Origin of the sequence: Bradyrhizobium sp. NBAIM08 (genome assembly GCF_020193935.1) — a bacterium.
In the GTDB taxonomy this organism is placed as follows: domain Bacteria; phylum Pseudomonadota; class Alphaproteobacteria; order Rhizobiales; family Xanthobacteraceae; genus Bradyrhizobium; species Bradyrhizobium yuanmingense.
The window spans coordinates 361146-382411 of the sequence record NZ_JADYVR010000004.1 but is presented as its reverse complement, the minus strand read 5'-3'; the positions used below and the strand labels follow the sequence as shown (position 1 = coordinate 382411).

Sequence of the window (21266 nt, the reverse complement as noted above, 5' to 3'; positions counted from 1 at the left end):
CGTTGGAGATCAGCGGCTTAGCCGGGGGCGGCAGCAAAGGGTGGTGTGATGACCGAGGCAATTTGCGGGTTCTGGGTGGCGTCGGCGACGCCGCTGGCAGCGGACGGCAGCGTGGACTCCGCAAAGCTCGCGGCACACGCCAAGCAGCTGTTTAGCAAGGGCGTCGACGGCGTCGTGCTGTTCGGCACCACCGGCGAGGGGACCTCATTCAATGCCGTCGAACGCATTGCGACGATCGAGGCGATGCTCAAGTCCGGGATCGCGGCGGAGCGCATCGGAATCGGCGGCGGCTTTCCTGCCATCACCGACAGCATCGCGCTGACGCGCGCCGTGCTCGGCCTCGGCCTGCGTCACATGTTGCTGCTGCCGCCTTATTTCGATCGGAGTGTCACGCCTGAAGGCATCGAGGACGCCTTTGCCGCCATCATCGACGGTGTTGCCGACGATCGCCTGCGCGCCTCGCTCTACCACATTCCGCAAGTCTCGGGCGTTGCGATCCCGACGACAGTCGCCGCAAGCCTGCGCAAGCGCTACGGCCAAGTGGTTGCCGGTCTGAAGGACTCCAGCGGCGACTTCAAGCAGTTCCAGGCATTCCGTGCCGCCGCGCCCGAGCTCGCCATCACCGTCGGCAACGAACCCGACATCGCCCGCGCGATCGCTGCGGGCGGCGCCGGCACCATCTGCGGCATGGCCAACATTGCGCCGGAGCTGGTCAAGGCGATGGTTGACGGCAAGAACGTCGAAGCGCGCATGCAGGCGGCGGTCGACGTCGTGCTGAAGACGCCCTCCCTTGTCGCAACGCTGAAGGCGATCCTTGCGGCGCAGACCGGCGATGCAGGTTGGTTGCGCGTGCGTCCGCCGCTCCCCGCTTTGTCGGACGGCAGTGCGTTCAAGCGGAAGCTCGACGAGTTGATCGCTCCCGCCATCGCGTGATCGTGAAATATCGGGCCACGATTTCGCGTGCAGCGTGTCATGCGCGGTGGACCGGCAATTCATGATTGCTGTCCAGCATCCGCCTCCTCTTAGAACAATTCAACACTAGAGCGATTCAAGCCCGGCTACGGTTCTCCTTGATCGCGGCGGCTGTTACAGGCGCACACTTCAATGCTCCTGACTTGAAGTGGAATGAAAGTGCGTGCCTTCGTGGATGGCCAACGTGACAACGGCCATCGAACTCGTGCCGGCAAGAGCCGTGCAGGTCTTCTCATGGGAGCAGCGGTGCTGCTCATCGAATATCCCTCCATCACGACGAGCGCACAGGCGCAATCGGCTCTGCCGCCGGTGAGGGTGGAGGCGCCGGCGCCACGACCGAAGCCGGCACGTGCATCGGAGCAGTCGTCACGCCGCGCGCAAACGGCGGCGCGCCGCCAGCCCAGCCGCAATCCCGCACCCGCGGCGCCGACGCTGTCGGAGCGCGCCGCTGCCGTAGCCGCCGCACAGCAAGCCGCAAAGCTCGGCTACCGCGCGATGCCGAGCGCGACCACGCTGCGCAGCGGCGCCTCGCCGCTCGACACCTCGCAGGCCGTCAACGTCGTGCCCGCGCAGGTGCTGAAGGACCAGCTCCCGCGCAACATCGACGACGCGCTGAGCAACGTCTCCGGCGTCACCCAGACCAACACGCTCGCCGGCAGCCAGGACGCGGTGATCCGCCGTGGCTTCGGCGACAACCGCGACGGCTCGATCATGCGCAACGGCATGCCGCTGGTGCAGGGCCGCAGTCTCAATCCTGCGGTCGAAAGCGTCGAGGTGCTGAAAGGTCCGGCTTCGCTGCTCTACGGCATCATGGATCCCGGCGGCATCGTCAACACCATCAGCAAGCGGCCCGAGCTCTATCAGCACGGCTCGGTCACGCTGCTCGGCTCGGCCTTCAGTGCCTCCAAGACCGGTGCCGACGGCCTGCTCGACGTCACCGGTCCGATCGGCGACCAGGGGCTCGCCTATCGTTTCATCGGCTACGGCGTCAGCGAGGATTATTGGCGGAATTTCGGTCGTCACCGCGAGATGCTGGTTGCGCCCTCGCTCGCGTGGTACGGCCAGGACACCACGGTGCAGCTGAACTACGAGCACCGCGAGTTCATCTATCCGTTCGACCGCGGCACCGCGTTCAATCCGGTGACGAAGGCGCCGCTGGCCGTGCCCGCTACGCGCCGACTGGATGAGCCTTTCAACAACACCTGGGGCACGTCCGATCTGATCCAGGCTTCGGTCGAGCACCGCTTCAACCAGGATTGGAAGCTCTACGCAGGCTACAGCTACAACACCGAAACCTTCAGCGCCAACCAGCTCCGCATCACCGGCATCAATTTCACGACCGGCGTCGAGACGCGCAGCAACGACGGCACGGGAAGCTCGCTGAGCAATGTCAGCTATGGGACATCCTATGTCTCGGGCGGCTTCTGGCTCGGCGACATGCGCAACGAGATGCTATTCGGCGGCGACGGTCAGTATCGCACGATCTATCGCGACGTCTTGATCCGGCAGACAACTCCCGCCTTCAACGTCTACGATCCTGTCTATGGGCTGATCGGGCCTGGAACCAGGGTGTCGAACCCCGACAGCGCCCAGACCGACAAGCTTGGCCAGTGGTCGCTGTTCTTCCAGGACACGCTGCATCTGACCGAGCGGTTCGCACTGGTCGGTGGTGTGCGCTATATGGACTACGATCAGATCGCCGGACGCGGAAAGCCGTTCAACACCAACACAAACGTGTCGCAAGACAAGGTGCTCCCGCTTGGCGGCGCGATTTTCAAGCTGACCGACCAGATCTCGCTTTATGCGAGCTACACCGAATCGCTGAAGCCGAACTCGACGATTGCGCCGATCGGCGTGGTGATCGACTCCAGGGTCGCGCCCGAGGAGGGTGTGTCGTACGAGACCGGCGTGAAGTTCGACATCAACCGGCGCATCTCCGGGACCGTCGCATTCTACGACCTCGACAAGAAGAATGTGCAAACGACGAAGACGAACAGCGCGGGCGTGGTGGAGCTTCACACCGTCGGCCGCGCTCATTCGCGCGGCCTCGAAATCGACGTCACCGGCAGGCTCACCGACAGTTGGGCATTGATTGGGAGCTATGGCTATACCGACGCCCGCGTGACGGTCTCCGAGGATCTGACGTTGCTCGGCAAGAAGCTGCAAAACGTCGCCTTGAACACCGCTTCGCTCTATCTGGTCCACGACTTCGGCACCGCCTTGCCCGGCCAGCTCCGTCTCGGCGGCGGCGCGCGCTATGTCGGCGATCGTCCCGGCGATTCGATCAACAGCTTCTTCCTGCCGTCCTATGTCGTCGCAGACCTCTTTGCGACTTACGAGACGAAACACGAGCAGTTTCCGGTGGTGTACCAGGTGAACGTCAAGAACCTGTTCGACACGGTCTACTATCCCTCAGCCGTGAATAATTTAAACGTCGCTATCGGCGACGCGCGCCGGGTGTCTCTCTCGGCGACGGTGAAGTTCTAGCCATGGCCGCGCGGCCCGGGCACATGATCAAAACTGTCCTGCTCCAGGTCCATTCCATCGCAGGCCTGGTGCTCGCGCTGCTGCTAGCCTTGATCGCGCTGACCGGCGCGATCATGAGTTTCGAGGACGAGATCGTCGATCATCTCAACGCCGGCATCATGCATGTCGTGCCACGCGAGATGCCGGCGCTGATGCCGGACGAGCTGGTCGCGCGGCTGGGGGCGGGGCAAAATTTCGGTCAGGTCTCGGCCGTCATGTTGTCGAGCGATCCGACTGCGGCCGTGCGGGTCCGCTTCGCGCGCGACGAGCAGGGCGAGCGGCCGAATTCGCTCTATGTCGACCCCTATGATGCGCGCGTGCTGGGTGCGCCGCGCGGCGAGGCGTTCTTCGCGACGGTTCGGAAGCTGCATCGCTGGCTGCTGATCCCTGGCGATGCCAAGGGCTGGGGACGCCAGATCACCGGTGTGGCCGCGCTCGGCCTGATCGTCATGCTGGTCTCGGGCCTCGTGCTGCGCTGGCCCCGCCGCGTGCGCAGCGTGAAGATGTGGCTCAAGCCCAATCTCGGTTTCGGCGGACGCGGGCTGCATCGCTCGCTGCATGCGGTGATCGGCACCTGGGTTCTTCCGGTCTATCTGGTGATGACGCTCACGGGCCTGTGGTATTCGTTCGACTGGTACAAGGACGGCGTCGTCTGGCTGCTGTCGCGTCCAGAAGTCTCTGCCGCGAAGATGCAGCCAAGAATGTCCGCGAAGGCGCCGCGTGCGGCGGCTCGTTCCGAGCCGGCCCAGCCGATCGGGTTCGACCTGGCATGGACGACGTTCCGGCGTGAGGAGGGCGACCGCTTTGCCAGGGCTCTGCTGACGCTGCCGCCGGGGCCTGGCACGGCGATACGGATCCGGTCGTGGGGGAAGGATTCGACGCTGGACACCACGCGCGATGAATTCCGCATCGATGCCGTCACCGGTCAGGTCGCCTCCGCCGAACGTTACGCCGACAAGACGTTCGGCGAGAAGATCATCGCCAACATGCTCGATAACCATCGCGGCGCGGTCCTGGGCTGGCCCGGCAAGCTCGCCTTCATGATTGCCGCGGCCCTGATGCCGCTGTTCTCGGTCACCGGCATTTTGCTCTATCTGTCGCGCCGCAAGCTGCGGCGCCCGGCGCAGCCGCCGCTCGGGCGGCTCGTTCCGGGCGAGTGAGTTGCAGCCGAAGAGGCTAGCCAACACCTCGACAATCGTTCAAAAGCCCGTGGCACGTCCTTGTCAGGTTTTCGCCATGAAGCTTCCGACCGTCACCCCCGCCGATATCCGCCGCGCCCTGCTCCTGCGCGAGGAGATCGCGCTGCTCGATCTCAGATACGAGGCCGCCTTTGCCACCGGCCATCCGCTGTTCGCCGCCAACATGGCCGCCGACCGGATCGCGATCGAGGCCGAGGTGCGGCTGCCGCGCAAGGACGTTGCGATCGTGCTTTATGATGACGGCGAGGGGCTGGTTGCGACCTGCGCCGAGCGTCTGGCTGCACTCGGCTACAGCAATGTCAGCGCACTCGAGGGCGGGCTGAAGGCGTGGCGCGATGCGGGCTTCGAGGTTTTCGAGGACGTCAATTCCTATTCCAAGGCCTTCGGCGAGCTGGTCGAGTCGCGTCGCCACACGCCCTCGCTGAGTGCCGATGAGGTGGCAAAGCTGATCGCCGACAAGGCCAACATCGCCATCCTCGACGTCCGCCGCTTCGACGAATACGCGACCATGAACATCCCGGGCTCGGTCAGCGTGCCCGGCGCGGAGCTGGTGCTGCGGGCAGGCCAGGCCGCGCCCGACCCTGAAACCACGATCATCGTCAATTGCGCCGGCCGCACCCGCTCCATCATCGGCACCCAGTCGCTGATCAATGCCGGCGTGCCCAACAAGGTGCGGGCGCTGCGCAACGGCACCATCGGCTGGACCCTGGCGCGGCACGGGCTCAATCACGGCGCCGACAGGCGCGGCGCGATCGGCCCGTTCGAGGGCGGCCCGGCCAATGCCCGCGACGTCGCCTATCGCGCCGGTGTCCGCCATATCGGAGCGAACGAGATGGCGGCGCTGGTCGCAGAAACCCATCGCACGCTGTATCGCTTCGACGTGCGCGGTGCCGAGGACTATGCGGCCGGGCATCTTCCCGGCTTCCGCCATTATCCCGGCGGCCAGCTCGTGCAGGAAACCGACATGGCCGCGCCCGTGCGCGGCGCGCGCATCGTCCTGACCGATGACAGATGCGTCCGCGCCGACATGACGGCGTCCTGGCTGGCGCAGATGGGTTGGGAAGTCTATGTGCTCGAGGGCGGCTATGATTGCGCGCTGGAAATCGGTCCACCGCAAGTCTTGCCGAGGCCCGACCCGGCCCACCGCTACCGCCGTCCCTATGAAGGCACCGATGTGGCCGAAGCTGCGATGCAGGCCTATCTCGATTGGGAATACGGCCTCGTCGAGCAGCTCCGCCGCGACGGCACGCACGGGTTCTATGTGATTTGACCGAGCTCTGGGATGCCAAGCGCATCCTCGGCTCCGGCCGTCTTCTCCCCGTATCCGTTCCCTATTGTGCTGCGCACCGCCCGCGGTCTATGTGCGAAGGCAAAGCTGCCATCTACGGAGATGCCATGTCCGCCCCAGGCCAAAGCCCTGAGCGAAGCGCCAAGGCGCTGCTGCTCGAAGGCGTCAATGATAGCGCTGTCGACCTGTTCGCGAGCGCCGGCTTCACCAATGTCGAACGGCTGACCAAGGCGCTGGACGGCGCGGATCTGCGGCACGCGCTCGAGGGCGTGTCGCTGCTCGGCATCCGTTCGCGCACGCAGATCACGGATGAGGTTCTGGCGGCGGCCGGCCAGCTTCTCGCGGTCGGCTGCTTCAGCGTCGGCACCAACCAGGTCGATCTTTCGGCGGCGCGCAAGCGCGGTATTCCCGTCTTCAACGCCCCGTTCTCCAACACGCGCAGCGTCGCCGAGCTCGTCATCGGCGAGATCGTGATGCTGCTGCGGCGGATCTTTCCGCGCTCGGTGTCGGCCCATGCCGGGGGCTGGGACAAATCGGCGGCGGGCAGCCGCGAGGTGCGCGGCCGCACGCTTGGCATCGTCGGCTACGGCAATATCGGCTCGCAGCTTTCGACGTTGGCCGAAGCCATGGGCATGCGCGTGATCTATTTCGACCGCACCGACAAGCTTCGCCACGGCAACACCGAGCCGGTCGAGAAGCTGGAAGATCTGCTGGCGCAGAGCGACGTCGTCAGCCTGCACGTGCCGGAGACGCCGGAGACTGCGGGCATGATCGGCGAGAGGGAGCTGCGGGCGATGAAGCCGGGCTCGTTCCTGATCAACAACAGCCGCGGCACCGTGGTCGATCTCGATGCGCTGGCGCGTGCCTTGCGCGACGGTCATCTCGCCGGTGCGGCCGTCGACGTCTTTCCCGTCGAGCCTTCGTCGAATGCCGATCGTTTCAATAGTCCCATTCAGGGCATCGAGAACGTCATCCTCACCCCCCATATCGGTGGGTCGACTGAGGAGGCGCAGGAGCGCATCGGCGGCGAGGTCGCGCGAAAACTGGTCGACTATTTCATTACCGGCTCGACGATGGGCGCGGTCAACTTCCCGGAGGTGCAGCTGCATCTTCGTCCCTCCGGTGCACGCTTCAGCCATGTCCATCGCAACGTGCCCGGCATGTTGCGGCGGCTGAACGAGGTCTTCCTTCAGCGCGACATCAACATCGCCGCGCAATATCTGGAGACCGCCGGCGACCTCGGCTACGTCGTGCTCGACGCCGATCTCGGCGGTCAGGATTCCGGCGAGCTGCTGCGGCAGATCCGCGGCCTCGAGGGAACGGTCGGGGCGCGGCTGGTATTTGAGCACTAAACCGCCCACGTTCCGGTTGCATCTTGCGGCCGGTGCTCCCACACTGCGGTCGAATTCGACGTGTTCCAGTCACGTCGAATTTGAGCTTCAGTTGCGTGAGTGTCCGCCATGGAACGGGACGCCGTACTGATTGATCTCGCGCTGCAGGGCGGCGGTTCGCATGGCGCCTTCTCCTGGGGTGTGCTCGACCGTCTTCTGGAAGAGAAATGGCTGGAGATCGCCGCGATCTCCGGAACCTCCGCAGGCGCGATGAATGCGGCGGTCCTGGCGGACGGGTGGACGGCCGGCGGCGCCGAGGGGGCGCGTGAGGCGCTCGACCGATACTGGCGTCGTATCTCGAAGGCCGCGGCCTTCAGCCCGCTACAGCGCTCTCCGCTCGACCGCTTGATGGGGCGCTGGACCCTCGATACGTCGCCGTTCTACATCCTCACCGATTTGATGTCGCGTGTGCTCTCGCCCTACGACCTCAATCCTACCGGTAACAATCCGCTGCGCGCGGTGCTGGCCGAGAGCATCGATTTCGAACGGCTCGTGCGCTCGCCGATCCAGCTATTCATCACCGCGACCCGGGTACGCACCGGGCGCGGACGTATCTTCCGCAACGCGGAGATCACGGCCGACGTGCTGCTGGCATCGGCCTGTCTTCCAACCATGTTCCGCGCGATCGAGATCGACGGCGAGCCCTATTGGGACGGCGGCTATGCTGGCAACCCGACCATCACGCCGCTGGTCCGCGAAAGCGACGCGCATGACACCATTCTCGTCCAGATCAATCCGACCGAGCGGCCGGAGCAACCGCGGACGGCTGCGGAGATCCTCAACCGTCTCAACGAAATCTCCTTCAACTCGCCGCTGATGAAGGAGCTGCGCATGATCGCGCTGCTGCGCCAGGCGGCCGATCCGGGCAGCGGCGAGGGCGCGCGCTGGGCGAAGATGCGCACGCACCGGATCAAGAGCGACATGCTGGCGAAGTTCGGGGCCTCCTCGAAGCTCAACGCGGAGTGGGAGTTCGTCTCGATGCTGCGCGCCGAGGGACGCATGGCCGCGGACAACTTCCTCGCCGAGCACGGCGCGGAGATCGGCCGCCGCTCGACCGCCGATCTCGATGTCCTGCTGTCGGAGTGCTGAGGCATGGGTCTCCTCGGCCTCCTCGTCGGACTCGGTCTGCTCGTCCTATTCGCCTTCCGCGGTTGGAGCGTCCTGCTGCTCGCGCCGTTCGCCGCACTCATTGCTGCGTTGTTCGGCGGTGAGCCGCTGCTCGCGAACCTGACCCAGGTGTTCATGGTGAACGCGGCGGGATTTCTGGCGCAGTTCTTTCCGATCTTTCTGCTTGGTGCCGTCTTCGGCAAGTTGATGGACGACAGTGGCGCGGTGACGTCGGTCGCCGGCTTCATGGCGGAGCGCCTCGGCGAACGCCGCGTGATCCCGGCGGTCGTGCTCGCCGGCGCGCTGGTCACCTATGGTGGTGTCAGCCTGTTCGTTGCGTTCTTCGTCATCGTTCCAATGGCCCGCTCGCTGTTTCGTGCCGCTTCGATTCCGCGTCGTCTGATCCCGGCCGCGATCGTGCTGGGAACGTCGACCTTCACCATGTCGGCCCTACCTGGCACGCCGTCGATCCAGAATGCGATTCCGATGCCGTTCTTCGGCACGACGCCGTTTGCCGCGCCGGGCCTCGGCATCGTCGGCTCGCTCATCATGCTCGGCGCGGGATTGTGGTGGCTGCATCGCGCCGAAGCTGCGGCGCGCCGCGCCGGGGAAGGCTATGGCGACGACGCCGAGGGCGCGATCGAGCAGGCCGCTGCTGACGAGCTCGTGCGCGAGCGCGCGACGACTGCCCGCGAGTTCGATCCGGCGGAGCTACAGCACGGTCATCGCAGCGAGCGGCCGTCGCCCGTGCTGAACGCCATGGCGCCGCTCGTCGTTGTCGTGACCGTCAACCTGTTGATGTCGCTGGTGGTGCTGCCGCGGCTCGATGTCAGCTATCTCGCCGAGCCGCGCTTTGGCGACACGACGCTTGCGGCGGTCGCAGGCGTGTGGTCGGTCGCGGTGGCGCTGGCTGCCGCCATCGTCACGACCATCGCGCTGAACTGGGCGCGCCTGCCGGTGCTGCGCCGGACCATGGACGCCGGGGCCAATGCGTCGGTCCTGCCTGCGTTCAGCGTCGCCAGCCTCGTCGGCTTCGGCGCCGTCGTGGCCTCGCTGCCGGCGTTCACGATCGTGCGCGACTGGGTGCTGGCGATCGAAGGGGGACCGCTGGTCTCGCTCGCCGTCGCGACCAACATCCTGGCCGCGCTGACCGGGTCGGCGTCGGGCGGCCTGACCATCGCCCTCGATGCTCTCGGCCCGACCTATGTCGAACTTGCCGCGCGCCACGGCATCGACCTTGCGCTGATGCATCGCGTGGCGGTGATCGGCGCGGGAACGCTGGACATCCTGCCGCATAACGGTGCGGTGGTCAGCCTGCTCGCGATCTGCGGCCTGACCCATCGCGACAGCTATTTCGATATCGTCATGGTCGGTATCGTGACCTCGCTCCTGGCGCTGCTGGCGGTGATCGCCCTGGGCACTGCGCTGGGCTCGTTCTGACGGAAAGCCGGCGTCAGCGATTGACGGACGGGCGAAGGTTGCATTGAATGCGGCCAAGTGCCGAACGCAACAGGACAAGCCGGGTGGAAACGATGAAGCGCAACAGAGCGAAGCTGTGTGCATGGCTGGTGGGCACTGCGGCCGCAATGAGCGCGAGTGGTGCCTCAGCGGCAACGCTGGCCGAAGACGCCGAGACCGTCTGCAAAGGCCTCGTCGGCGGCGCTGACGCCGTGAAGATCGATTCCGCGACCCTGCAGGCGCCGTCGCAATTGGCCGTGGCCGAGCGCGGGCCGACGCCATTGGCACGCATCACGCCGGCTAATCCGCGCTTCTGCAAGGTGCTCGGCCATATCGATCCCACCGATCCCAAGGCGCCCCCGATCAAATTCCAGGTCAACCTCCCCGTCGAATGGAACGGGCGCTCGCTGCAATATGGCGGCGGCGGCTTCAACGGTGTGCTGATCACGGGCCTTGCCCTGCCGCCGGCCTATCCCTTCGACAGGCCCTCGCCGCTGGCGCGCGGCTTCGTCACCTACGGCACCGACTCTGGCCACGAGACCAAGCAGGGCGAGCCGCCGCAGGTCTTTGCGCTGAACGACGAGGCCTTCGAGAATTTCGCCCATCGGGCGTACAAGAAGGTGCGCGACGCCGCGGTCGGGCTGATGCAGCGCGCCTACGGCAGGAAGCCGGAGAAGCTGTACTTCATGGGCTCGTCGGAGGGCGGCCGCGAAGGCCTCACCATGGCGCAGCGCTATCCCGACGATTTCGACGGCATCTTCGCCCGTGTGCCCGTGATCAACTGGGTCGGGCTGCAGCATGCCGGCACGCGCTCGGGTCTCGTCACCATGGGCGAGGGCTGGATCAACCCGGCGCAGGTCAAGCTCGTAGGCGAGGCCGTGCGCGCGGCTTGCGACAAGGCCGACGGCTCCGACGATGCGCTGGTGCAGGATCCCGTCGGCTGCAAGGCGGCGTTCAAGGTCGAGACGCTGCGCTGCGCGGCCGGGCAGAGCGGCGACCACTGTCTCACCGATGCACAGATCAAGGCGGTGAACACGCTGCACGCCACCTACAAATTCCCCTTCGCGCTCGCCAATGGTCTCGACGATTATCCGGGCTGGGGCGTCTCCGGCGAGGACATCCCCGCGGTCGGGCCGACCGGCGGCTGGGTCTCCTGGTGGCTCGGCACCGCGCCGCCGGCGCAGCCGCCCGCGCCGAACAACGGCATCGCCTGGATCTACGGCGCCGGCGGCATCCAATATGTCTTCGCGCGCGATCCGAAGCTCGACGTCACCACCTACAAGGTGGAAGAGCACAAGGCGCGGCTGCTCGAGGTCTCCAGCCTGATGGATTCCACCGATCCCGATCTCAGTCGGTTCCGGGCGCGGGGCGGCCGGCTGATCGTGCTCGAGCACATGGCCGACTACGCCCAGAGCCCCTATGCCGGCATCCGCTACTTCGAGAGCGTCGAGCGCAAGATGGGCAAGGCCGAGACCGCGGAGTTCGCGCGCCTCTACACCGCGCCCGGCGTCGACCATGTCGGCTCCGGCGCGCCCGCCAATGTCGATATGCTGAGCGTTCTGGTCGACTGGGTCGAGAATGGCAAAGCGCCCGGCGACCTCGAAGTCAGGGAGCAGAAGGTCGAGGCGCCGTCGTTTGCCGCGACGCGCTCGCTGCCGCTGTGCCGCTGGCCGGCCTGGCCGCACTACAAGAGCGGCCCGGTGACGGAAGCGGCGAGCTTCACCTGCGCGCCATAACCAAGAGGGCCCGTTTGACAACGCGCCTGCGTTTCACTATCTATTTCGCATGCGAAATAACAGCGCCGGCGCGCAGCACCATCGGCTGATCTACTTGCTGAGTGTCGCCCAGCGCCGGCTGCAGCGCTGGATGGCGGCGCAGCCCGAGAGCGCGGTGACGCCGGCGCAGGCGGGGCTACTGTTCATCCTTGGCAAGCAGGATGGCGTCCTGATGGGCGAGGCGGGGGCGGCACTCGACATGGGGCCGGCTGGCATTTCTGGTCTCGTTGACCGCACGGTGGCTGCGAAGCTGGTCGAGCGGCGGGCCGACCGCGAGGACGGCCGCGCCTTTCGCATCTGGTTGACGCCGAAGGGGCGCACCGCGCTGGCGCAGGCCAAGACCAGCGCGGCGGAGGTCAACGCGGCGCTGACGGAAGGTTTCACGGCCGCGGAAATCGACATCGTCGCACGCTGGCTGACGAGCATTCAGGACAAGTTTCCAAGACGTTCAGACGAATAACACGGAGCAGGCCAATGACCGAGCAGGTCCGGATCGAGAATAGCGGCGGAATCCTCACCCTCACGCTGGCACGTCCCGACAAGAAGAACGCGCTGACGGATGCGATGTACGGCAAGCTCGCCGATGCGATCGAATCCGCCGAGTTCGACCCATCCGCCCGCGTGATCCTGATCCGCGGCGAGGGCGACATGTTCACCGCCGGCAACGACGTCGGCGAGTTCGCGGCCGTCGCGGCCGGCAAGTCCGAAGGCAGCCGCAACGTGGTGCGCTTCATCCAGTCGCTGGCGCGCTGCACCCGGCCGCTGGTCGCGGCCGTGCAGGGCCGTGCCGTCGGCGTCGGCACCACGATGCTGCTGCATTGCGATCTCGTCGTGCTCGCCGACAACGCGCAATTGTCGACGCCGTTCGTCAGCCTCGCGTTGGTGCCTGAAGCCGCCTCCAGCCTGTTGATGCCGGCGCGCATCGGCTACGCCCGCGCCTACGAGATGTTCGCGCTTGGCAAAACCGTGCCGGCCAGGTCGGCGCTGGAATGGGGCCTCGCCAACCGTGTGGTGCCGCTCGACAAGCTGGATGCGGAAGCGCTTGCGCTGGCGCAGCGTCTCGCCCGCCAGCCGGCCGGGGCTCTCATCGCGACCAAGCGGCTGATGCGCAACGGCGAGGCGCTGGTCGCGCAGATGCAGGCCGAAGGCGAGCAGTTCGCGCAGCGCCTGCGCACCGCCGAAGCGCGCGAGGCGTTTACGGCGTTTGCGGAGCGCCGCCCGCCGGATTTCACCAGAATAGGATAGTATTCCGAATGCGTGCAGGTTGGATCGCTTCGATTCAACTCAAACCTTAACGAAACATTGGCACGTGGCGGTGCAAGGTGGGCCTCTCCTGAGAGTTAGATCCCTCGACCCATGTCCATTTTTAAGAAATCGGTAAGCACGCTCCTCCTGGTCCTGATGACGCTGCTGGCGGCCGGCGCGCTGACCAGCACGGCCATCCAGATGGTCGGGGCTTTCGGCCGCTACAGCGACAGTCTGGAGACCGAGCGGCTCGCGAATGCCGACAAGTCGATCTTCCATGGTGTGGTTGCCCTGCGCAGCAACCGTGGCGATGCCCAGAGCGCCCTGCTCGGCGAGGACGATCCGCGCGCCAAGCTCGGCGTTGCCGAGAAGGCGGAACAGGCCGGCTTCGACGCCATCAGCGCGGCGCTCTCCACCGTCGAATTCGCCCGCCGCGACGAGCTCGCCAGCACGCTGAAGCAGCGCTGGAGCGAGGCCGCGCCAAAATTCCAGTTGTTCTACGACGAGGCCAAGCTGCCGCGCGCCGAGCGCAAGCTGGAGCGGACCGCGCCCTGGTACGATGCGGTCACCAAGGTGATCGAGACCGCCAATCTCGCGTCCACCGCGGTGTCGAACCGCGCCTGGATGAACGATCCTTACATCGCCCGCATGATCCAGGCCCGCCGCCTCGCCTGGCAGGTGCGCGACCGCTACGGCATCCAGTGCTCGACCCTGCGGCCGAACGTCAACGCCAGCAAGCCGCTCGACGATGCCCAGAAGCAGACCGTGGCCGGATGGAACGGCGTCGTCACCGCCGGCTGGACCGGCATGGAGGAGCTGCTGGCTGCGCCTGACGTGCCGGCCGACCTCGTCAACACGGCCAAGGAGGCGAGGGCCAAGACTGACGGCGCCCTCAAGCAGATCGGCGAGCTCACCAAGGGCTTGGATGGCAGCGGCCGTCCCGCGATGCCCGCTTCGGAATGGAACGCGTTGTGCCAGGCTCCGTTCGCCTCCATCGTCGCGGTCGCGAGCAAGGCGCTCGACCTGTCGATCGCGCACGCGGAGGCGGTTCAGGCGAAAGCCCTCACCAATCTCATCGTGCAATCCTTCGGCTTCCTGCTCGCACTGGCCGTGACTGTCGCGGGCGTGTTTGTGGTGCGCAACCGGCTGATGCGCCCGGTGCGCGCCATCCTCGACGCCATCGCCCGCATCAGCGCCCGCGACTATGCGACGCCGGTGCCGCAATCGCGGCATCCCGACGAGTTCGGCACCATGGCGGCTGCGCTCGAAAGCCTGCGCGAGAGCGCGGGGACCGCGGAGCGGCTGGGTAAGGAACGCGAATCGCAGCAGGCGCTTCAGCTCGCCCGCTCCGGCACCGTCGACGCCGCCTGCCGCAGCTTCGACGAGACGGTGCAGGCCGTCATCCAGAGCGTCGCAGCCTCGACGCGGGACCTCGACGCCACCGCAAGCGGCGTGCGCTCGCTGGTCTCGGAATCGAGCAGCCAGACCGCCGCGGTCTCCTCCTCGGCCGAGCAGGCCACCAACAATCTCGAGACCATCGCGGCCGCGACCGAGGAGCTCTCCGCATCCGTGGGCGAGATCTCCGCGCAGGTGCAGTCGAGCGCGCGCGAGGCCCGCGAGGCCGTAGCCCAGGCCGAGCAGACCAATGCGACGGTCGAGATCCTCGATCAGACGGCAAGCCGCATCGGCGAGGTCGTGAAGATGATCAACGCGATCGCGGCCCAGACCAATCTGCTGGCGTTGAACGCCACCATCGAGGCCGCGCGCGCCGGCGAGGCCGGCCGCGGCTTCGCGGTGGTTGCAGGCGAGGTCAAGAGCCTTGCGGCGCAGACCGCGACGGCGACGGAAGAGATCTCGCGCCAGGTCGAGGAGATCCAAGGCGCCACCGGCCAGGCGGTCGCCGCGATCCGGTTGATCGGCGGCGCCATCGGCGGCATCGACGAGAAGATGACGGCGATTGCCGCCGCGGTCGAACAGCAGCGCGCGGCCACGACGGAGATCTCGCGCAACTTCCAGCAGGCGGCCCAGGGCACCCGCGAGGTCACCGATACCATCGGCAGCGTCGCCAGGCTCAACCAGGAGACCGGCAATGCCGGGACGGTGCTGTCGGAGTCCGTCAAGAAGATGTCGGCGGACGCCGATCGTCTCCGCGTCGCGGTCGAGGGTTTCCTGGGCGCCGTGAAGAGCGCCTGATTTTCGTACTCTTTCCACCTGATGTCGCGCGGGCATTGCCGCAGCTCGGCACTGCGGGTACATCTGTGCCGCCTCGCTCCCGCGGGCGCGGCGACAGACGCAAGACATCAGGGATGGAGAGTTCGATGCCGGTCACCCCACACAAGGCCCAACGCCCCTATCGCGGCGTGTTCCCGGTCGCGCCCACCATCTTCGACGAGCGCGGCGAGCTCGACCTCGAGGGTCAGCGCCGCTGCATCGATTTCATGATCGATGCCGGCTCGCACGGCATTTGCATCCTCGCCAATTTCTCCGAGCAGTTCGTGCTCACCGATGCCGAGCGCGACGCGGTGATGCATGCGGTGCTGGACCATGTGGCCGGCCGGGTTCCCGTGATCGTCACCACCACCCATTTCAGCTCGGCCGTATGCGCCGCGCGCAGCAAGCAGGCCGAGGCGGCCGGCGCCGCCATGGTGATGGTGATGCCGCCCTATCACGGCGCGACCTTCCGCGTCCCCGAGAAAGGCATCGTCGAATTCTTCAAGGTGCTCTCCGGCGCGATCAACATCCCGATCATGATCCAGGACGCGCCGGTTGCCGGCACGCCGCTGTCGGTCGAGTTGCTCGCGCGGCTGTCGCGCGAGTTTTCCAACATCCGCTATTTCAAGATCGAGGTGCCGGGCGCGGCCTCGAAGCTCCGCAGCCTGATCGAGGCGGGCGGCAAGGACATCGAGGGCCCCTGGGACGGCGAGGAGGCGATCACGCTGCTCGCCGATCTCGACGCCGGCGCCACCGGCGCCATGACCGGCGGCGGCTATCCCGACGGCATCCGCCAGATCATCGATCCCTATTTCGCGGGCGATCGCGAAAAGGCGAAGGCCGCCTACGAGCGCTGGCTGCCGCTGATCAATTACGAGAACCGCCAATGCGGCCTGATCGCCTGCAAGGTCATGATGCAGGCCGGCGGCGTGATCAAGTCGGAGGCGGTGCGCCATCCGCTGCAGCCGCTGCATCCGGCGACGCGCGCCGGGCTATTGGAGCTCGCCAAGGAGCGCGACGCGTTGGCGCTCAGGTGGGGGAAGTAATTCTCTCCCCCGTCATTGCGTGAAGCTGTCGTAGGGTGGGCAAAGCGAAGCGTGCCCACCAACTTGCGCGCCCGCGGGAAGAGCGGTGGGCACGGCGCTTTGCGCCTTTGCCCACCCTACGAAGGCTGCGAGGAGCGACTTGTGCGCCCTCGCTCGAAATGAACGAGGGATGCCCATTTCGCCTGAAGGCGTCGAATTAGCGCGTTCCGGGCCGTTCCCCATAGCCCCGCGATGGCATAATGTACGCGCGCCAACCGGCGCCTTGCGGAGATTCCCAGGACATCGCGCAACAGCTCTTCTTTTGCCACTATCCCGAGCCAGGTTGGTGCAAACCGACAGAACAGGGAGGCAGTGCCATGACGATGAGGCCGGATCCTACCTTTCACGCATCGCCCAAGCTTGCGATGGAAGCGCCTGCGGAGAACTTTGCTTACACCTTGCTGCTCAGTCCGGATTTCTCAAAGCCGGATGCTCTCGCGGTCATCGACGTCAAGCCGGGATCGCCGACCTATAGCCAGATCGTCCATACCGTAGCGATGCCCAACAAGGGTGATGAGTTTCATCATTTCGGCTGGAATGCTTGCTCCTCCGCCCTGTCGCCGCTCGCCGGACACGCCTTCATCGAGCGGCGCTATCTCATTATCCCCGGGCTGCGCTCGTCGCGGATCTACGTGATCGATACCAAGCCCGATCCGACGCAGGCTAAGATCCACAAGATCATCGAGCCAGAGGAGGTCTTCAAGAAGACCGGCTACTCGCGACCGCACACGATCCATTGCGGGCCGGACGGCATTTACGTGAGCACGCTGGGTGGCGGCGGCAAGGACGGCACCAACGGACCTCCGGGCGTCTTCATCATGGATTGCGAGACGTTCGAAGTTCTTGGACGATGGGAGATCGACCGTGGCCCGCAGACGCTGCATTATGATTTCTGGTGGAATCTGCCGCGCGATTACATGGTGACGAGCGAATGGGCGTTACCGCCGCAGTTCGAGAACGGGATCGTCCCGGAAGATCTGCTGGCGAATAAATATGGCCATCGTCTCCACTTCTGGGACCTTCGCGCCCGTCGCAACGTCCAGACCATCGACCTCGGCGCCAATCATCAGATGGCGCTGGAGGTGCGCCCCGCGCACGATCCGGTTCGCGAGTACGGCTTCGTCGGTGTCGTGGTCGACACCACCAACCTCGAAGCGTCGATCTGGACCTGGTGGCGCGAGGGCGGAAAATTCCATGCCGAGAAAACGGCGACGATCCCTCCCGAACCCGCGCCCAAGGAGAAGCTGCCGCCGCTGCTGCAGGGATTTGGCGCCGTGCCGCCGCTGGTGACGGACATCGACCTGTCGATGGACGACCGGTTTCTCTATGTCTCGTGCTGGGGCACGGGTGAGATGCGCCAGTACGACGTCAGCGATCCCAGAAAGCCGAAGCTTGCGGGCTCAGTCCACATCGGCGGCATCGCGCGCCGCACGCCCCATCCGAACGGCAAGCCCTTTGCGGCGGGTCCGCAGATGGTCGAGATCAGCCGCGACGGCCGGCGCGTGTACTGGACCAATTCGCTCTATTCCACCTGGGACGACCAGTTCTATCCCGACGGGGTTCCGGGTGTGGAAGTCATGGCCAATGTCGGTCGGAACGGCGGCCTCGAACTCGACAAGGACTATTTCGTGAGCTTCCCCGACGGATATCGTGCGCACCAGATCAGGCTCGAGGGCGGCGATTGTTCGACGGACTCATTTTGCTACCCGTCGGTCTAGATGGGACGCAGGCGAGCCCGGCCCTTGGCTGGCTGTGGCTCGCGCTTGTTGCGAGCGGTCTCTACCACGGGGTCAATCCGGGAATGGGATGGCCGCTCGCCGTTTCGGCCGGGCTCATGGACAAGAGCCCCCTCGCGCTCTTCCGTGCATTGTGGGCTCTGGCGGCCGGGCACCTCCTGGCAACACTTCTCGTGCTGCTGCCGTTCGCCTTCCTGCTCGTACTGGCCGAATGGCAGCGTCCAATCCAGATCGGTGCGAGTCTTCTCGTCATCGGCTTTGGCGTCTACCGGCTGATCGACCGGCGTCATCCGCGCGCGCTGGCACGAATTCCGCCGACGCAATTGGTGCTCTGGTCATTTGCCGTCGCCATCGCTCACGGCGCTGCCCTGATGCTCGTGCCGATCTATCTCGGGCTCTGCCAGGCCTTCGAGCTCGATGCCGGCCATCAGGCGGCGGGCGCGCTGATGACGGCAAATCTCGGGATGGCGGTGCTGGTGTCGCTGGTGCACGTTGCCGCCATGGTCGGCGCCGGCGGATGTCTGGCGTGGCTGGTCTACCGCCATCTGGGACTGAGGTTCGTCTCGCGAAGCTGGTTCAACCTGGATGCAGTCTGGGCGACCAGCCTCGTTCTGGTTGGCGCGGTGGCACTCGCTTTCAATCTTGCGGCCTCGCGCTGAGGTCTACCGCACCAAAGCCCATTCGCCGATGATGCGAAATCTTGCTTTGGCATCCTCCTGCTTGAACAGCGCGATGCGATCGACCGCGAGCGTCTCGATGCCGAGCGCCGCAAACCTTGCCCGCAGCATCTGAAGGATCGGCCCGCGCCGCTCCGCATCCAGCCGACCCGTCAAGGTCATGTGGAAACGGAATTCCTCCATCACGTAGGGATAGCCCCAGCGGTCGAGATAATCGCGCTGCCGCTCGCTGAGCTTCTCCGGCTTGCGCCGAGCGCGATCTTCCGCCGTCAGCGGGGCGCGAAACGGGTCGAACGCGCGAACGCAATCAGCGGCAAGTTGCTGGAGCGTTTCCATCGGCTCGGCCGGACTAACGGCAATGAAGCCGCTGATGGCATCGACCACTGGTCGGATTGCCGGGATCGGACGTGTCCTGCCCGCGAAGGCCGCGCAGGCGGCCAGCAGCTCGGCTTCGGTATTGCCAGGCGCCAGCGCCATCGGCGCCTTCAGCGTGGCGTGAAAGCCGTATTTGCGAGGATCGGCGCTGACCTCGCGCCAGTCGGGCGCGGCGTGCAGCGCCTGCTCTGGAAACGAAATCTCGCCGCCGCTGTAGGCGTCATAGCCGAGCAGCTCGGCGCCGAAGCGGGAGAGGGCGCTGTCGCGGCCTGCGGCATAATAGATCGCGTAGCGGGGGAAACCTGTCATTGCCTCAGCATAACCAATTTACGCCGCGACGACAGTCTCGCGCGGGGCCGCCACTGCGGTGAGCAGCCGCGTCGCGTCGGTGAGATGCACGAGCCTGCCGCCTGAGATCACCGCGATCACCCGCGGCCGCAGCTTCACGTTGTCGTCGACGAGGAGAATGTCAGCGCGGCGTCCCTCCGCGAGCAGGCCGCGATCGGTGAGGCCGGTCGCGCGCGCCGGGCCGGCGGAGACCAGATCCCAGGCCTGAGCCAGAGGCACCACGCCATCGGCGGCCAGGCGGAACGCGGCGAGCAGCTGCGCGGGATAATAATAGTCAGACGCCAGCACCGAGCAGAGCCCCTTGGCGATCATGTCGGAGGCCCTGGTCCAGCCGGTGTGGCTGCCGCCGCGCACGACGTTCGGCGCGCCGTAGACGATGGTATCGCCGTGGCTGGCCGCTGCGCGCGCCGTCTCCTCGTTGATCGGAAACTCCGCGATCAAGGCGCCGAGCTCGCGAAAGTCCCGGCGCATCGCCGGGCTCGAATCGTCGTGCGAGAGCATCCGCACCTCGGCCCCGCGGGCCGCAGCGGCCAGGCGTGACACCGAGGCGGGCACCTCGTCGGCGCGCGAGACCACGCGCTCGACCAGCCGGTCGAATTCTTCGCTCGACAGACCGGTGCGCTCCACCATGCGGTTGCGCTTGCGTGGGTTGGAGATGTCGGCAACGACGCCGTCCATATGATCGTTGAAGGCGAACAGGTCGACGCGGCCCTCGCTGAGCCACTGTGCGATCTCCGCTTCGGCATCGAGATTGAAGGTCTCGTGCCGCAGGTGGAAGCGGGTGTCGGCAGCGAATTGCGGACGCTGCCGCTCGATCGCCTCCATCAGGCCGCGCGCATTGTCGGCGCTGCGCAGGCCCGGCTCCCACGAGCAGGTCGTGGCGTGAAACACGGTAGTGATGCCGTTGCTGATCGCCTGGCGGTCGCTGTCGGCGAGCGCGACGTCGATCGGAAAGTCGACGCCGGCGCGCGGCATCATCTGGCGCTCGAAGGCATCGCCATGCAGATCGACGATGCCGGGCAGCACCAGCAGGTCACGGGCATCCAGCGCCAGCCGCGCCCGGCCGCGAGAGGCGTCGACCTCTGCAATGTCTGTTCCGGAGACGAGAAGGGAGGTTGCGACGAGCTCGGCGCCGATCAGGGCCCGGCCGCCTTCGATGAATATGTCTGTCACGCGACCGCGCTTCGTTTGCTGGCAGGAGAATTGGCGAGTGAGCTCGCTTTTGCTTCGTATGCCGAGAGGAAATCTTCAATCCCGAGCTTGCGGAAATTGGGCAGCGCCTCGCGCAACTTGTCGTGATCCCAGTCCCACCAAGCAAGCCTTGCGAGCCGTCCGGCGATCTCCTCCGAGAATCGCCGCCGCACGATGCGGGCCGGATTGCCGGCGACGATGCTGTAGGCCGGCACGTCCTTGGTGACGATCGCGCCGGCGGCGATCACCGCGCCGGTGCCGATGTTGCGGCCCGGCAGCACGATCGCGCCATGGCCGATCCAGACGTCATGGCCGATATGAACGTGATGCCGGCGGCGCCAGTCGAAGAACTCGAGATCGTCGCTCTCACCTTCGAAATAGGCGCTGGATCGGTAAGTGAAATGCGCCTGAGTGGCGCGATGCATCGGATGGTTGCCGGGATTGATGCGGGTCATCGCCGCGATCGAGCAGAACTTTCCGATGGTGGCGTAGGTGATCTGCGCATCGTTCACGACATAGGAATAATCGCCCATCGCCACTTCATGCAGGATCGTGCGCGCGCCGACCTCGGTGTAGGCGCCGAGCCTGGTCTCATGCAGCTTGGCCGAGGGATCGACGGTCGGCTGAACCGAAAGAGCTTTGGCCATGTTGCATCCGAAGTGCGAGGGCGGGAGTCTTTCTT

The 21266-nt window shown here is 66.0% G+C and carries 17 protein-coding genes; 14 read left to right on the top strand and 3 right to left on the bottom strand.

Features of this window, described 5'->3' with window-relative positions; translation table 11 throughout:
- The first annotated feature begins 48 nt into the window (after positions 1-48).
- From I6F37_RS16495 to I6F37_RS16430, 14 genes are all read left to right on the top strand, one after another.
- Positions 49-933 carry a dihydrodipicolinate synthase family protein gene (locus I6F37_RS16495; protein WP_225151973.1) on the top strand — a complete coding sequence of 295 codons (885 nt, stop codon included), beginning with the start codon at positions 49-51 and terminating at the stop codon, positions 931-933.
- Between the two features lie 192 nt (positions 934-1125).
- Positions 1126-3459, top strand: coding sequence for a TonB-dependent siderophore receptor (locus tag I6F37_RS16490; RefSeq protein WP_225151971.1), 2334 nt, complete (start codon positions 1126-1128; stop codon positions 3457-3459).
- Between the two features lie 2 nt (positions 3460-3461).
- Positions 3462-4658, top strand: a complete 1197-nt coding sequence (locus I6F37_RS16485; RefSeq protein ID WP_225151969.1) for a PepSY domain-containing protein — start codon at positions 3462-3464, stop codon at positions 4656-4658.
- 76 nt (positions 4659-4734) lie between these two features.
- Positions 4735-5967 carry a rhodanese-like domain-containing protein gene (locus tag I6F37_RS16480; RefSeq protein ID WP_225151967.1) on the top strand — a complete coding sequence of 411 codons (1233 nt, stop codon included), beginning with the start codon at positions 4735-4737 and terminating at the stop codon, positions 5965-5967.
- Between the two features lie 125 nt (positions 5968-6092).
- A complete protein-coding gene (gene serA / locus I6F37_RS16475; RefSeq protein ID WP_036014487.1) occupies positions 6093-7337 on the top strand; it encodes a phosphoglycerate dehydrogenase in 1245 nt (414 codons plus the stop codon).
- A 108-nt stretch (positions 7338-7445) separates the two neighbouring features.
- Positions 7446-8465 (top strand): patatin-like phospholipase family protein, encoded by a 1020-nt coding sequence (locus I6F37_RS16470; protein ID WP_225151965.1) that lies wholly within the window; start codon positions 7446-7448, stop codon positions 8463-8465.
- A gap of 3 nt (positions 8466-8468) precedes the next feature.
- On the top strand, positions 8469-9923 hold the full coding sequence (locus tag I6F37_RS16465) for a GntP family permease (protein ID WP_128264933.1): 1455 nt from the start codon (positions 8469-8471) through the stop codon (positions 9921-9923).
- Between the two features lie 92 nt (positions 9924-10015).
- Positions 10016-11677 (top strand): tannase/feruloyl esterase family alpha/beta hydrolase, encoded by a 1662-nt coding sequence (locus I6F37_RS16460; protein WP_225151963.1) that lies wholly within the window; start codon positions 10016-10018, stop codon positions 11675-11677.
- Between the two features lie 49 nt (positions 11678-11726).
- Positions 11727-12176, top strand: a complete 450-nt coding sequence (locus I6F37_RS16455) for a MarR family winged helix-turn-helix transcriptional regulator (RefSeq protein ID WP_225151961.1) — start codon at positions 11727-11729, stop codon at positions 12174-12176.
- A 14-nt stretch (positions 12177-12190) separates the two neighbouring features.
- Positions 12191-12961: an enoyl-CoA hydratase gene (locus tag I6F37_RS16450; RefSeq protein WP_225151959.1), complete on the top strand. Its 771-nt coding sequence runs from the start codon at positions 12191-12193 to the stop codon at positions 12959-12961.
- A gap of 111 nt (positions 12962-13072) precedes the next feature.
- The gene (locus I6F37_RS16445) at positions 13073-15154 is read left to right on the top strand and encodes a methyl-accepting chemotaxis protein (RefSeq protein ID WP_225151957.1); all 2082 of its coding nucleotides are present in this window, start codon (positions 13073-13075) and stop codon (positions 15152-15154) included.
- A gap of 125 nt (positions 15155-15279) precedes the next feature.
- Entirely contained in the window at positions 15280-16218 is a 939-nt protein-coding gene (locus I6F37_RS16440; RefSeq protein WP_225151955.1) for a dihydrodipicolinate synthase family protein, read from the top strand.
- Between the two features lie 356 nt (positions 16219-16574).
- A complete protein-coding gene (locus I6F37_RS16435; protein WP_036014420.1) occupies positions 16575-17975 on the top strand; it encodes a selenium-binding protein SBP56-related protein in 1401 nt (466 codons plus the stop codon).
- A gap of 83 nt (positions 17976-18058) precedes the next feature.
- Positions 18059-18652: a hypothetical protein gene (locus I6F37_RS16430; RefSeq protein WP_085972252.1), complete on the top strand. Its 594-nt coding sequence runs from the start codon at positions 18059-18061 to the stop codon at positions 18650-18652.
- A gap of 3 nt (positions 18653-18655) precedes the next feature.
- Here I6F37_RS16430 and I6F37_RS16425 read toward each other — a convergent pair whose 3' ends face one another.
- From I6F37_RS16425 to I6F37_RS16415, 3 genes are read right to left on the bottom strand one after another with little or no spacing between them, the layout of a single operon-like run.
- Positions 18656-19354 carry a DUF1045 domain-containing protein gene (locus tag I6F37_RS16425; protein ID WP_225151951.1) on the bottom strand — a complete coding sequence of 233 codons (699 nt, stop codon included), beginning with the start codon at positions 19352-19354 and terminating at the stop codon, positions 18656-18658.
- 18 nt (positions 19355-19372) lie between these two features.
- Entirely contained in the window at positions 19373-20566 is a 1194-nt protein-coding gene (locus I6F37_RS16420) for an alpha-D-ribose 1-methylphosphonate 5-triphosphate diphosphatase (protein WP_225151949.1), read from the bottom strand.
- On the bottom strand, positions 20563-21231 hold the full coding sequence (locus tag I6F37_RS16415) for a chloramphenicol acetyltransferase (protein WP_036026920.1): 669 nt from the start codon (positions 21229-21231) through the stop codon (positions 20563-20565). The genes I6F37_RS16420 and I6F37_RS16415 overlap by 4 nt, the downstream gene beginning before the upstream one ends.
- Between the last annotated feature and the right edge of the window lie 35 nt (positions 21232-21266).

Excerpts from the sequence above, each read along its gene's own strand:
- I6F37_RS16445 (WP_225151957.1), top strand. The coding sequence starts at position 13,073 with ATGTCCATTTTTAAGAAATCGGTAAGCACGCTCCTCCTGGTCCTGATG.
- I6F37_RS16480 (WP_225151967.1), top strand. The coding sequence starts at position 4,735 with ATGAAGCTTCCGACCGTCACCCCCGCCGATATCCGCCGCGCCCTGCTC.
- I6F37_RS16485 (WP_225151969.1), top strand. The coding sequence starts at position 3,462 with ATGGCCGCGCGGCCCGGGCACATGATCAAAACTGTCCTGCTCCAGGTC.
- I6F37_RS16455 (WP_225151961.1), top strand. The coding sequence starts at position 11,727 with ATGCGAAATAACAGCGCCGGCGCGCAGCACCATCGGCTGATCTACTTG.
- I6F37_RS16450 (WP_225151959.1), top strand. The coding sequence starts at position 12,191 with ATGACCGAGCAGGTCCGGATCGAGAATAGCGGCGGAATCCTCACCCTC.
- I6F37_RS16425 (WP_225151951.1), bottom strand. The coding sequence starts at position 19,354 with ATGACAGGTTTCCCCCGCTACGCGATCTATTATGCCGCAGGCCGCGAC.
- I6F37_RS16440 (WP_225151955.1), top strand. The coding sequence starts at position 15,280 with ATGCCGGTCACCCCACACAAGGCCCAACGCCCCTATCGCGGCGTGTTC.
- I6F37_RS16490 (WP_225151971.1), top strand. The coding sequence starts at position 1,126 with ATGAAAGTGCGTGCCTTCGTGGATGGCCAACGTGACAACGGCCATCGA.
- I6F37_RS16430 (WP_085972252.1), top strand. The coding sequence starts at position 18,059 with ATGGGATGGCCGCTCGCCGTTTCGGCCGGGCTCATGGACAAGAGCCCC.
- I6F37_RS16470 (WP_225151965.1), top strand. The coding sequence starts at position 7,446 with ATGGAACGGGACGCCGTACTGATTGATCTCGCGCTGCAGGGCGGCGGT.
- I6F37_RS16495 (WP_225151973.1), top strand. The coding sequence starts at position 49 with ATGACCGAGGCAATTTGCGGGTTCTGGGTGGCGTCGGCGACGCCGCTG.
- I6F37_RS16465 (WP_128264933.1), top strand. The coding sequence starts at position 8,469 with ATGGGTCTCCTCGGCCTCCTCGTCGGACTCGGTCTGCTCGTCCTATTC.
- I6F37_RS16415 (WP_036026920.1), bottom strand. The coding sequence starts at position 21,231 with ATGGCCAAAGCTCTTTCGGTTCAGCCGACCGTCGATCCCTCGGCCAAG.
- I6F37_RS16460 (WP_225151963.1), top strand. The coding sequence starts at position 10,016 with ATGAAGCGCAACAGAGCGAAGCTGTGTGCATGGCTGGTGGGCACTGCG.
- I6F37_RS16435 (WP_036014420.1), top strand. The coding sequence starts at position 16,575 with ATGACGATGAGGCCGGATCCTACCTTTCACGCATCGCCCAAGCTTGCG.
- serA (WP_036014487.1), top strand. The coding sequence starts at position 6,093 with ATGTCCGCCCCAGGCCAAAGCCCTGAGCGAAGCGCCAAGGCGCTGCTG.